This window comes from Variovorax sp. MHTC-1 (genome assembly GCF_003984645.1).
Lineage (GTDB): Bacteria > Pseudomonadota > Gammaproteobacteria > Burkholderiales > Burkholderiaceae_C > Variovorax.
Window position 1 is genome coordinate 1 of the sequence record NZ_RWKI01000041.1, and the last position, 12,015, is coordinate 12,015.

At 67.9% G+C, this 12,015-nt stretch carries 14 protein-coding genes and 1 pseudogene; 10 read left to right on the forward strand and 5 right to left on the reverse strand.

All coding sequences use genetic code 11. The features are described 5' to 3' along the window. Positions 1–67: 67 nt before the first annotated feature. The 3 genes and pseudogenes from EJI01_RS27490 to EJI01_RS29765 form a co-directional block, all read right to left on the reverse strand. Positions 68–286: a hypothetical protein gene (locus tag EJI01_RS27490; RefSeq protein ID WP_126840283.1), complete on the reverse strand. Its 219-nt coding sequence runs from the start codon at positions 284–286 to the stop codon at positions 68–70. Positions 287–436: 150 nt separating this feature from the next. Beyond that, entirely contained in the window at positions 437–757 is a 321-nt protein-coding gene (locus tag EJI01_RS27495; RefSeq protein WP_126840284.1) for a hypothetical protein, read from the reverse strand. Positions 758–781: 24 nt separating this feature from the next. Next, positions 782–853: pseudogene (locus tag EJI01_RS29765) on the reverse strand (Mu transposase domain-containing protein); the annotation flags it as partial. Positions 854–1,007: 154 nt separating this feature from the next. On the opposite strand from EJI01_RS29765, the gene EJI01_RS27500 reads away from it, so the two are divergent. From EJI01_RS27500 to EJI01_RS27510, 4 genes are all read left to right on the forward strand, one after another. After that, positions 1,008–1,310: a hypothetical protein gene (locus EJI01_RS27500; RefSeq protein WP_312846092.1), complete on the forward strand. Its 303-nt coding sequence runs from the start codon at positions 1,008–1,010 to the stop codon at positions 1,308–1,310. Next, on the forward strand, positions 1,222–1,563 hold the full coding sequence (locus tag EJI01_RS29770) for an ATP-binding protein (protein ID WP_409513988.1): 342 nt from the start codon (positions 1,222–1,224) through the stop codon (positions 1,561–1,563). Before EJI01_RS27500 ends, EJI01_RS29770 begins: the two co-directional genes overlap by 89 nt. Positions 1,564–1,686: 123 nt before the next feature. Next, positions 1,687–1,791: an AraC family transcriptional regulator gene (locus EJI01_RS27505; protein ID WP_126840285.1), complete on the forward strand. Its 105-nt coding sequence runs from the start codon at positions 1,687–1,689 to the stop codon at positions 1,789–1,791. Continuing rightward, positions 1,788–2,063 carry a hypothetical protein gene (locus tag EJI01_RS27510; protein WP_126840286.1) on the forward strand — a complete coding sequence of 92 codons (276 nt, stop codon included), beginning with the start codon at positions 1,788–1,790 and terminating at the stop codon, positions 2,061–2,063. Before EJI01_RS27505 ends, EJI01_RS27510 begins: the two co-directional genes overlap by 4 nt. A 146-nt stretch (positions 2,064–2,209) precedes the next feature. Here EJI01_RS27510 and EJI01_RS27515 read toward each other — a convergent pair whose 3' ends face one another. Together EJI01_RS27515 and EJI01_RS27520 are read right to left on the reverse strand one after the other, a co-directional pair. Next, positions 2,210–3,457, reverse strand: a complete 1,248-nt coding sequence (locus EJI01_RS27515; RefSeq protein ID WP_126840287.1) for a M20/M25/M40 family metallo-hydrolase — start codon at positions 3,455–3,457, stop codon at positions 2,210–2,212. A gap of 9 nt (positions 3,458–3,466) precedes the next feature. Next, on the reverse strand, positions 3,467–6,397 hold the full coding sequence (locus tag EJI01_RS27520; protein WP_126840288.1) for an FAD-dependent oxidoreductase: 2,931 nt from the start codon (positions 6,395–6,397) through the stop codon (positions 3,467–3,469). Positions 6,398–6,494: 97 nt separating this feature from the next. Here EJI01_RS27520 and EJI01_RS27525 point away from each other — a divergent pair, with 97 nt between their 5' ends. The 6 genes from EJI01_RS27525 to EJI01_RS27550 all read left to right on the forward strand — a co-directional run. Further along, on the forward strand, positions 6,495–7,391 hold the full coding sequence (locus EJI01_RS27525) for a dihydrodipicolinate synthase family protein (protein ID WP_126840289.1): 897 nt from the start codon (positions 6,495–6,497) through the stop codon (positions 7,389–7,391). Positions 7,392–7,442: 51 nt separating this feature from the next. Further along, on the forward strand, positions 7,443–8,285 hold the full coding sequence (locus tag EJI01_RS27530; protein WP_126840290.1) for an ABC transporter substrate-binding protein: 843 nt from the start codon (positions 7,443–7,445) through the stop codon (positions 8,283–8,285). 37 nt (positions 8,286–8,322) lie between these two features. After that, positions 8,323–9,042 (forward strand): amino acid ABC transporter permease, encoded by a 720-nt coding sequence (locus EJI01_RS27535; protein ID WP_126840291.1) that lies wholly within the window; start codon positions 8,323–8,325, stop codon positions 9,040–9,042. Positions 9,043–9,055: 13 nt separating this feature from the next. Then, positions 9,056–10,510: a dihydropyrimidinase gene (gene hydA, locus EJI01_RS27540; protein ID WP_126840292.1), complete on the forward strand. Its 1,455-nt coding sequence runs from the start codon at positions 9,056–9,058 to the stop codon at positions 10,508–10,510. 70 nt (positions 10,511–10,580) lie between these two features. Further along, positions 10,581–11,267: a GntR family transcriptional regulator gene (locus tag EJI01_RS27545; protein ID WP_126840293.1), complete on the forward strand. Its 687-nt coding sequence runs from the start codon at positions 10,581–10,583 to the stop codon at positions 11,265–11,267. Positions 11,268–11,492: 225 nt separating this feature from the next. Next, positions 11,493–12,015 (forward strand): IS5 family transposase (locus tag EJI01_RS27550; protein WP_126840294.1); only part of this gene is annotated, 523 nt, incomplete at its 3' end.

A 12,015-nucleotide genomic window follows, 5' to 3' on the forward strand; every position in this document is an offset into this window, starting at 1 on the left:
AGCACGGCTGCGCGGAGCGATCATGCGAGCCACAACATCCGCCGGACTGCCAGCCCGCGATCGGCCTTCAGGGGGCGGACTGATGGCGCGCAATCGCTGCCTGCAGTTCTTCGAGCAGACGCGGATCGTGCGTGGCGCGCGCCAGGAAGCGCTCGTTTGCCATGGCGCTGGCACAGCGCTGCCAACCCTGCGCCGCGGCGGCGGCACGGCCCCAAATCTGGTTGACTAAGAAAAACGCGGTGTTCCCCATTGCGCGCTGCTGACGCTGGTCGAAGAAAGAAGTCATCGTGATCCTCCCAGGAACGAGTGGCCGAGGCCGAAGACCGAAGACCGAATGCTAGGGTGTTCCCTTACTTCTGGGCTTCCTGATACTTGTCATTCAGAGCGCTGATAGCGGCCTTTTTGCCTACGGGCGTCGAAGAACATGACGCGGTCCTCACCCCAGTTCTGCTTGCGAGTGGCAAGCACCAGGCGTCGACCCGGGTATCGCTTCACTTCGACGGAACACCTGCAGGCCCACCTGGCGCGCTGGATGCGGAAGGTTGCCGACCTGCGCGTGCACGGCCGCAGGCAGCGCAACAAGCGAGACGTCGGTTGATGGCCTGGTCAGCCAGCTCACGCCCACCAAGTTCGAGCCGACGATGCCGGCCAGATGGGCACGCTCGATCACCGTGACGCGCCGGCCTGAGTTCTGCGCATGGCAGGCGACCCCTTGACCGGCGTAAAGGACCCGAACCTGCCGCTCGGCCGCGACCACGGTCGCGCTCTCGCCGATGAGCTTTCACGGCACGCTGTAGCGGTTGGTGTCCAGCTCGATGCAGGCGTCGCTGTGGACCCGCCGGTGAGTTCGCGCACCTGCGGAAAGGGAGCCCGGGCGGCGAGCGGCGCGAGTGCCTGGCGCTCGTCGCGCTCAAAGCGCTGCGCCGGAGGCTCTGCCGTCGTGCCATGCCCGCCGAGGTGCTGCGTCCCCTGGCCGAATACGAGAGCGCCCTCGGAGGTCGCTGGTGATGGCCGCCGGCAAGAAGGCCAAGGCCGCGGCGCTGGAAGTGTCGGGCGACCTGGAACCGATGCTCACGCGCCTGAAGCTGACCGCCGTCCGCGATCAGCTCGACACACTGCTGGACCAAGCCGGGCGTGCCGAACTGAACCTGCGCGAGGCGCTGTCGATGCTGTGTGCGGCCGAGGTCGCGCGCAAGGATGAACGGCGCATCCCAGATGGGCATGTCGATCGCCAAGTTCCCCTGCGTGCGCACCCTGGAGGGCTTCGAATACGAAGCACAGCCATCGGTGGACCCCAAGCAGATCCGTGAGCTTGCCACTTCGTGCTGGATCGGCAACGTCGCGGCGAGCAATGTGGTCCCGGTAGGGGTTGATCCGCGGCTGAAACTCATCGCGTTCTACCAGCTCCGTGAGGAAGCCGATCCTGAGCAACTCTTCGCTGTCCATCGTCATCCCGGTCAGGAAGATCTTCTTGCTTGCGGAACAGCCCAGCAGTGTGACGAAGCGTCGCAGCCCGCCCGGGTAGTAGTGCGCGGTCGAAGACCTCGAGTCGCAACTGTATGAACTCCCAACCCCGTTGGCGCGGGGCAGGCAGGTCGAGCGCTTCTTGCTAGGGCTGTTGCGGACGAGTGAAGGCGATCGACTCGTCGAGCGATCCGTGACGCACCTGTGCAGCGGCAGTACAACATGAGCGTTGCGCAGATGGCTCGCGAGTTCGGCGCCACGGAACGCACGCTGGAGCGCCGCTTTCGCCGCGCCATCGGCGTGCCGCCCCAAGCTCTTCGCGCGTGATGCGCCTCCGGGCTGCACTCATTGCGCCGGAGTCGCCCGAACGCTGGTCCGAGCTCGCGCTGCGCCACGGCTACTACGACCATTCCCACCTGAATCGCCAGGCGAAAGCGATCCTTGGCGCCTCGCCCTCGACCATGCTGAAACCTCCGGCCAGTCAGATGGCACAAGGTTTCCAGAACCTGGCGCGCGAGACGGCCTTGTCAACGAAAATCTTGGTAGCGCAGCGCGGCCCCTCGCGCACCAAAGCTCCGAAGTACGCCTCCTTAGCATAGCCCGCCGTCGGTCTGCAGTTGGCGTGCCGCAAGCTCCACGCCAAAAGGGGTTGACCTTGTTTTCGATCTGGAACCAACGCGGAATCGTCCGCGCATCGCAGAAGGGCATCAAATGCCCAACCCGGCCGACTACTCCACCCTGAACTTCAACGCGCCAGCAGTTGCAGCAGGCTGTTGGCGACGACCAACGTCGCCTTGTGCAGTTCGTCCAGTGGAACGCGTTCATCGGCGCGGTGCCCGTTGGCTTCGAGCAGCGTCCGCGGCCCTGCGCCGTACATCACGGTGGGGATGCCGGCCTCGCTGTAGAGGCGCGCGTCGGTATAGAGCGGCACGCCGATCGGCGTCACCGACTTGCCCATCACGGCGCCGGCTTCGCGGCACAAAAGATCGGCGAGCGCCTGGGCGCCGGGCGCCGGCGCGAACGGCCGGGCCAGCAGGATCTGCCGGATCTCGACCGAGATGCCGGGCAGCGCGCGGCAGGCGTCCTCGATCACGCCGCGCAGCTCGGTCTCCGCGGCTTCGGGGACTTCCTCCGGAACGATGCGCCGGTCGATCCGCAAGCTCAGCGCGTCGGCGACCACGTTGGTGTTGATGCCGCCGTCGATGAGGCCGATCACCATCGTCGGATGCGTGATGCCGGGTGTCTGCGAAGGCCGGCCGGCCAATACGTCGCGGTAGCGGTAGAGCGCGGGCAACAGCGTCGCCGCGGCCTCGATGGCGTCGTGGCCGGTGTCCGGCCGCGCGGCATGGGCCGATTTGCCGCGCAGCGTCACCTCGAGGTGCAGGCAGCCGTTGTGCGCCACCACCACGTGGTGCGAGAAGGCTGCCGAGAGTACGTAGTCGGGCCGGCTCAGGCCTTGCGAAAGAATCCAGCCCGGCCCGGCCATGCCGCCGGTTTCCTCGTCGTAGGTGAAGTGCAGCTCGACCGTGCCGGCGAGAGGCATGCCGGATGCGTGCAGCTGCTTGAGCGCGCGCAGGGCAAAGGCATAGGTCGTGAAGTCGGACTTCGACACCGCTGCGCCGCGGCCGTAGAGCCAGCCGTCCCGCACCTCGCCGCCATAGGGGTCGACGCTCCAGCCCGAGCCCGGCGGCACGACGTCGCCATGCGCGTTGAGCGCCACCACGGGGCCGTCGCCGAAGCGTTCGCGCACGATCAGGTTGGTGACGCTGCGCATGCCGTGCATCGCCGCGAACTCGGCCGGCACCGCATGCCTTTCCACCTCGAAGTCCATGCCTTCGAGCAGCTGGGCCGTGAGTTCCGCATGCGGCGCGCAGTCCCCGGGTGGATTGTCGGAAGGGCATTGCACCAGTTGCGCGAGCGTGCGCACCTGCTCGTCGAAATGCGTGTCGATGAACTGGCGCAGTGTGTCGCGCGCGGAAGAAGGGTCGGTCATGGTGGAGGTTCAGAGAAAACGGTCGATGCGAAACGGGGTGATGTCGATCTCGGTGCGGCCGTGCACGATCAGGTCGGTCACGAGGCGTGCGACGATGGGCGCCAGCGTGTAGCCGTTGGAGCTGACGGCGTTGTAGAAGCCGGGCACGCCGGGCACTTCGCCGAGGATCGGCGCGCCGTCGATGTTGACGTTCATGCCGGCCCAGCAGCGCACCATGTGCAGGCCGCTCACGGCGGGCAGCACCCGGCGCGCCACCCACAGGCTGCCCTCGATGCTGGCGCGCTCGGCGCGGTTCAGGCGCATGTCCTCGTGGAAGGCGGCCGTCCAGCCGCCGCCGATGATGAGGCCGCCGCTGGCCGCCTGCTTGAGGCTCAGGTGCCGGTCGGCATGCGCGATCAGGTGGTCCACCAGCGGCGGCGCCGGCTCGGTGACGATCATCTGCAGCGGCGCGCCCTTGACGGGGATCTTCACGTCCAGCATGTCGCCGACGGTGCTCGACCAGGCGCCGCTCGCGTTGACGATGCGGCCCGCATGGATGGTGCCGCGCGAGGTGTGGACCGTGAAGCCGGCGCCATCGCCGGGCAGCCGCTCGATGTCCTGCACATTGCAGCCGCGCAGGATGCGCGCGCCTTGCTGCTGTGCGCGCGTCGCTACCGCGTAGGTCGCGCGCAGCGGGTTGATCTTGCCTTCCATCGGGCACAGCTCAGCACCCAGCAACTGCTCTGAAAGCGCGGGCGAGAGCCGCCGCAGCTCGGTGCCGTCGATCACTTGCGCGTCGATGCCGTGCCCGCGCTCCAACTCGGCCTTGGCCTCGATGAAGCGCATGCCGGCCACGCTGTCGGCCACCATCAGGCCGCCGGTGATCTTGATCTCGAGGTCCTCGCCGCAGTCGGCCTCGATCTGCTGCCAGAGGCGTACCGACATCGGCCCGAGCGGCAGCGTGGCCGCGGCCGGGCCGCCGCCTTCCTGTGCCTTGGCCCCGAAATCGAAGGACAGCAGCTGCACGTGCAGGCTGCCCGCGTTGGCGCCGGAGGCCTGCAGGTTGATGTCGTCACGCTCCACCACCGTCACGTCCCGGCCGGCCTTCGACAGGTAGTAGCCGAGGCACGATCCGAGCACGCCGGCGCCGATCACCAGCACCTCGGTGCGCAGCGGCGCGAAGGGCGCGTGCTCCACGGGCCGGGCGAGGTTGGGGGTGATGGCAGGCTTGTGGCCGCCCCATTCGGGCTTCTCGAAGCCCAGCGCACCGGCCGGCACCGGCTTGGCCGGCGGGCGTGGCGCGAAGTACTGCTCGACCTCGGGCGGCCGCCCCGTCAGCTCGCTCACGAGCTTCGCGGCGGTCACCGCGCAGTAGCGGCCCTGGCAGCGGCCCATGCCCAGGCGCGTGTTGCGCTTGAGCGCGGCCAGCGTGTCGCGGCCGGCGCGGATCTGTTCGCGCACCGAGCCGAAGCTGATCTCCTCGCAGCGGCACAGCAGCGTGTCGTCGGGCGTCGTTGCCAGCGAGATCGGCGGTGCCTGGTAGAGGGACCACAGCGCCTGCTGGAAGCACTCGGCCTTCCGCAATTGGCCGAGCTCCTTGCGCGGCTCGGGCGCGCGCAGGTCGAGGTTGCGCGCTGCCGCCGTGCCGGCCAGCGTGCCGCGTGCCAGTGCGACGCGCGAGCCGCCCATGTCGGCACCGTCGCCCACGACGAACACGCCGGGCAGGCTGGTGGCGCCGTCTTCGCGCGTCACCGTGGCGAGGTAGCCGAGATGGCGATCCACCGTGCGGTGCTCGCAGCCCAGCATGCGCGCCAGTTCGGTGGAAGGAATGAAGCCGTAGCCCAGGCACAGGGTGTCGGCCTCGAAGCGCAGCGTCGCCGATTGCCCATCGATCGCCGCGGCCTGCACGGCGCGCAGTTCGTCCTCGCCTTCGGCGGCGACCACCGCGTGGCCCCACAACAATGGCACGCGATGGGCGCGCAGTTGTCGCATGTAGCGCCAGCCGTCGCGCAGCAGCTCGGGTGCGGTGCGCGCGGCCGTCGCTAGTTGTCGCCATTGGCCCTGGGAAGGGCGCATGGCCGATTCGAGCACCGCGACGACCTCGGCGCCGCCCGCCAGCAGCTCCGCGGCCAGTTGCAGATTGAGCGGCCCGTTGCCCGCGATCACCACCCTTTGGCCCGGCGCCACGCGGTAGGCCCGCACGAGCGTCTGCGCGGCGCCGGTCGTCATCACGCCGGGCAGCGTCCAGCCGGGAAAGGGCACCGGGCGCTCGTAGGCGCCGGGTGCGATCACGAGTTGCCTGCAGCCGATCACGGTCGCGTGCCCGTCGATCAGCGCGCCAACCTCCCGGGGCGAGAATGCGGCCCACACCTGTGCGCCTTGCTGCACGGTGACGCCGGCAGCGCGCACTTGCTGTTCGAGCGCGAGGCCATCCGCGAACTGGCGATCGGGCGGCGCGGCCGCCTGGTGGGAGGGCGCCAGCGGCTTGTAGAACTGGCCGCCCGGCTGCAGGCGTTCGTCGAGCACGAGCACCTCGGCCCCGGCACGCCGCGCCGCGAGCGCCGCCGACAGGCCCGCCGGCCCGGCGCCGATCACCAGCAGGTCGACCTGAAGGCTTGCCGGTTCGGCGGCCGCTTCGGGCGCGAGCGGGCGCAGCGGGTCCGCCGGCGTTCCCGCCGCCATGGTGGAACGCACCTGCTGGTCGTCGGCCACCTTCGTCAGACAGGCGCGCTGGCTGGCGCGGCCGTCCACCGTCACCAGGCAATCGAAGCAAGCACCCATGCCGCAGTACAGGCCCCGGCGTTGGCCGCCGCGTGTATGGCGCAGCTGCCGGATGCCCCTGGCCGCCAGGGCGGCCGCAATGGTTTCGCCCTCCAGGCCGTCGATGGGCCGGCCGTCATACCAGAAGCGCACGGGGCGCCCGCTCGCAGTGATGGAAGGGTGGATCAGTCTGGCGCTCATTGCGGTCGAAGCGAAAACCGCATTGACGCGGTCTAATGTATACGTATACTACACGTATACATATACTTCGTCATTCGATTTCAACCGAGGACCGGGCATGACAGCGTTCCGAGGCACCTACACGGTGCTCATCACCCCCATGACCGCGGACGGCAAGCAGGTGGATGTGCCGGCACTGAAGAAGCTGGTCGACTGGCAGATCGAGGAGGGCATCCACGGGCTGATCCCCTTGGGAAGCACCGGCGAATTCCTGTCGCTGACGGCCGAGGAAAGACAGTTGGTGATCGAAACCTGCGTGAGCACGACAGCAAAACGCGTGCCCGTGCTGATCGGCACCGGCGCGGAGTGGACCGACGAGTGCGTGCGGTTGAGCCGCGAGGCCGAGACCATGGGCGCCGACGGCGTCATGATCATTCCGCCCTTCTACAGCACGCCCACCGACGACGAGCTGTTCGCGCACTACCGCAAGGTGGGGGAGGCGATCGGCATCCCGATCATGGTCTACAACAACCCGGCCACGGCCAACGTCGACCTCAAGCCCGAGCTGGTGGCGCGCCTCTCGCGCATCGACAACTGCAAGTACATCAAGGAGTCGACGCTCGAGGTCACGCGCGTGCGAGACATCATCGAGCTCTGCGGCGACCGCATGACGGTGTTCGCCGGCATCCTCGGCTACGAGTCCTTCTGGCTCGGCGCCCAGGGCTGGGTCGCGGTGTGCTCCAACCTGATCCCGAAGATGTCGGCGCGCCTCTTCGAGATGGTCGCCGACGAACGCGACATGCCCGCCGCGCTCGCGCTCTACAAGAAGATGCTGCCGATCGTGCGCTGGGTCGGCGGCCATCGCTACGTCGCTGCCTCCAAGGACGGCCTCTCGATGATGGGCCTGCCGGTCGGCAAGCCCCGCGCGCCGCGCCTGCCGCTGCCCGAGGCCGATGCGGTCGACCTCCGGCGTGCGCTCGACCAGCTCGGCCTGCTCGACTCGATCCGCGCCTGAGCGCCCCCCCTTCCCCTTGCTCGTCTCGTCCATCCCCTGAAGGAATCCACCATGAAATTGCTTCCCGCTCTCGCATCGGCATTTGCTCTCTTCGTCTTCGGCGTGGGCGGGGTTCAAGCCCAGGCCCAGGCCCAGGCCTGCAAGTCGCCGGTGCCCGACTCGGCGCTCGTCAAGAAGGGCACGCTGGTGATGTCGGTCAATCCGACCTTGCCGCCGATGCAGTTCGTCGACCAGACCGGCGCGCTCAAGGGCATGCGCGTGGAGCTCGGCGAAGCCATCGCCAAGCGCCTGTGCCTCACGCCCGAATACGTGCGCATCGAGTTCTCGGCCATGATCCCGGGCCTGCAGGCCGGCCGCTGGGACGTGATCAACACCGGGATCTTCTACACCGAGGAGCGCGCCAAGCTGATGCAGATGCTGCAGTACGAAGACCAGGCCATCAGCATCAGCACGGCCAAGGGCAACCCGCTCAAGATCGCCAAGCCCGACGACCTCTCGGGCAAGAGCATCGGCGTGGAGATCGGCGGCTTCGAGGAGCGCAAGGCGCGCGAGCTCGACAAGCAGCTCACCGACAAGGGCATGAAGGGCATGACCATCCGCACCTTCGAGAACTTCGCGATGGCCTTCCAGGCGCTGCGTGCGGGCCAGGTCGAGGTGGCGCTGTCGATCGACTCCACCGGTGCCGAATACCAGAAGCGCGGCGATTTCGATCGCGTGCTCCATGGCCTGTTCCCAACGCCGGTGGCGCTGGCCACGCGCAACAAGGAGCTCGCCGTCGCGATGGCCAAGGTGCTCAACGACATGAAGGCCGACGGCAGCTTCCAGAGGCTGTTCGACCAGTATGGCGTGAAGGCGATCGACGGCGCCGTGACCGTCAAGGGCCCCGCGAGCTGAGCTGCGGCACCGCCCCTCTGCACACGAAGGAAAGTCCATGAATCAAGGCTGGAACTGGTCGGGGTTCTTCGACTACCTGTTCAATCCGTACATCCTGAACGGTGCAGTCACCACGCTGTGGCTCACGCTCGCGGCGATCGCGGGCGGGCTGGTCCTGGGCTGCGCGCTGGCCCTGGCCCGGCTCTCCAGCCAGCGCTGGCTGGCTGGGCCGGCGCACTTCTACATCTGGGTGTTCCGCGGCACGCCGCTGCTGGTGCAGCTGATCATCATCTACACCGGGCTGCCGCAGCTGGGGCTCAAGCTGTCGGTGATCGAGTCGGCGCTGCTCGGGCTGATCCTCAACGAAGCGGCCTATCTCGCGGAGATCATTCGCGGCGGCATCCAGTCGGTGCCGGTGGGCCAGACCAACGCGGCGCGCGCCGTCGGCTTCAGCAATGCGCAGACCATGCGCTACGTCATCCTGCCGCAGGCAATGCGGTTGATCGTCCCGACGCTGGGCAACAGCATCAACGGCCTGCTCAAGACCACCTCGATCACCTCGGTGATCTCGATGGAGGAACTGCTGCGCCGCACCCAGGTGCTGATCCAGGAGAAGTTCATGGTGCTCGAGCTCTTCCTCGTCGCCGCAATCTACTACCTGCTGATGACCACCGCCTGGGACTTCGTGCAGCGCCGCATCGAGCGCCACTACGGCCGCGCCTACGGCAACGCGAGCGCGCCGGTCGTGGCCGCCGACGTCGTGCTCGAGCAGCGCTAGCGAGGGACCTCTCATGAGCACTTACGACCTGATCCTTCGCAACGCCGACATCGCCACCGTCGGCGACCGCTACCGGGCCGACATCGGCGTGCGCGACGGGCGCATCTGCGCCATCGCGCAAGGCCTCGATGCCTCGGCCGCACGCGAGATCGACGCGGCCGGCCGCCTGGTCACGCCCGGCGGCGTCGACGGCCATTGCCACTTCGACCAGCCGACCAGCGACGGCTCGCGCTTCGCCGACGACTTCTTCAGCGGCACGCGCTCCGCCGCCTGCGGCGGCACCACCACCGTGCTGCCCTTCGCCGCCCAGCAGAAGGGGCGCAGCATCCAGGAAGCGGTCGACGACTACCACCGGCGCGCCGAGGGCAAGGCGGTGATCGACTACGCCTTCCACCTGATCGTCGCCGACGCCACCAAGGACGTGACGCAGCGCGAGCTCCCCGCGTTGATCGAGAAGGGCTACACGTCGTTCAAGATCTACATGACCTACGACGATCTCAAGCTGAACGACCGGCAGATCATCGAGGTGCTCGCGGCCGCGCGCCGCCATGGCGCGATGACCATGATCCATGCCGAGAACAGCGACTGCATCGCCTGGCTCACCGAGCAGCTGCTCGATGCCGGCCTCACGGCCCCGCGCTACCACGGCAGCTCGCGGCCGATGGCCGTGGAGCGCGAGGCCACGCACCGGGCCATCGCGCTGGCCGAGCTGGTCGACACGCCGATCCTGATCGTGCACGTGTCGGGCCGCGAGGCGGTCGAGCAGATCCACTGGGCGCGCGGGCGGGGGCTTCCCATCCACGCGGAAACCTGCCCGCAGTACCTGTTCCTGAGCGCCGAGGATCTGGGTATCGATCCCGACGACCCGATGCACGGTGCGCGCTGCATCTGCAGTCCGCCGCCGCGCGACAAGGCCAATCAGCAGTTCATCTGGAACGGGCTCGCGAGCGGGCTCTTCACCATCTTCTCGTCAGACCACGCACCCTTCAACATGAACGGCGCCGACGGCAAGCGCGTCGCCGGCGACCAGCCTTCCTTCGACCGCATCCCCAACGGCATTCCGGGCGTGGAGACGCGCCTGCCGCTCCTGATGAGCGAAGGCGTGCTCGCGGGCCGCATCGACATCCACCGCTTCGTCGAACTCACCGCAACCAACCCGGCGCGCCTCTATGGCCTGTACCCGAAGAAGGGAACGATCGCGGTCGGCAGCGACGCCGACTTCGTGGTCTGGGACGTCTTCGCCGCCGGGCAGGAGAAGCGGATCTCCAACGACATGCTCCATCACGCGGCCGACTACACGCCCTACGAGGGCATGGCGCTGCGCGCCTGGCCCGGCGTCACCGTTTCGCGCGGGCGCGTGGTCTGGCAGGACGGCGTGTTCTCGGCCGAGGCCGGCTCAGGCCGCTTCCAGCCCTGCCTGCGGCCGCGCGCGCCGAACGACGGCAACCCGTTGGACAAGTGGCTGTGACGATTGCCGTCCTCGCAATGCCGGCCTGATAAGCTTTTCCCCATCCCTCGTGGAAAGAGCCTCTTCTCGCATGCCAAGCCTCCCCAGTCCGACGCAACCCGCCACCATCACGATCGCACCGCTCGAGGTGCGCTCCGCCAGCCTCGCCGAGCAGGCCTACGAGCGGCTGCGCACGCTGATCCTCGACCGCCAGATCTCCGCCGGCAGCCCGCTGCAGGAAGGGCGCCTGGCGGAGGATCTGCGCATCTCGCGCACGCCGATGCGCGAAGCGCTGGTGCGCCTGGCCGGCGAGGGGCTCTTGGTGCGGCGCGACGCGCGCTCCTATGCCGTGCGCGCGCTGGGCACCAAAGAATACTTCGACTGCATGCGTGCGCGCGAGGTGATCGAATGCGAAGCCATCGCGCTCGCCGTCGGCAAGATCACGGATGCGGAAATCGACACGCTCGAGGCCGACATCCGCGAACTCGACAGCGGCGAGCACAACGAAACGGAGCACTGGCATTTCGACGACCGCTTCCATCTTCTGATCGCCACCGCCAGCGGCAACGTGGTTTTTCCCCGGCTGGTGGAAGAACTGCGCGTCAATGCGCGGCTGTTCCGCCTGCACAGTCCGCTGCATCGTCAGCGCGAGAACCACGACGAGCACGGCGAGATCGTTCGCGCGCTGCGCGCCCGGGATCCGGAGCGGGCGAGGACGGCGATGCGCAAGCACCTGCGCAGCCTGCAGGAAGACGTTAAGCGCGCGCTCATCGAGTGATGCCGAAATCCTCCTCACTTTGCGATCCAAGGGGAGTGCCACTTCCTTGAGCGGCCTGCGATCCGCATTGACTGCCGAGCGAAGCGCAAGCAGCCCGGCCACGACAACCAGAGCGGCACCGATCGCGTGCCCCACTGAAATCGGCTAGGGAAATGCTGATCAATAGGTTGCGGCGGGCACGGCCCGTGCATGCGTGAAGCGACCGCAAGTCACAGCACCACCGAGATGAACCAACGCAGCTTTGCCAGCGCCGAGTACGCGATGAAAAGGAAGCGCACGCGACGCGAGAAGTTTCTGGCCGACATGGAGCGCGTGGTGCCGTGGGCGCGCTTGATCGCCGTGATCGAGCCTCTGTACCCCACGAGCGGACGCGTCGGCCGCCAGCCGATCGGCGTGCCCCGGATGCTGCGCATGTACTGCCTCCAACAGTGGTACGGCCTGGCCGACGAGGCGCTGGAGGACGCGCTGTACGACAGTCAGGCGCTGCGCGACTTCGTGGGCATCGACCTGTCGCGCGAGTCGGTGCCCGACGCCACCACGCTGCTGAAGTTCAGGCGCCTGCTGCTGGACAACGACCTCACCAAGGCGCTGTTCGAGGAGATCAACGCTCATCTTGCCGAGCAAGGTCTTCTGATGCGCGCGGGCACCATCGTGGACGCGACCATCATCGCTGCGCCCAGCTCGACCAAGAACGAGGGCAATAGGCGCGATCCCGAGATGCACCAGACCAAAAAGGGAAACGCCTGGC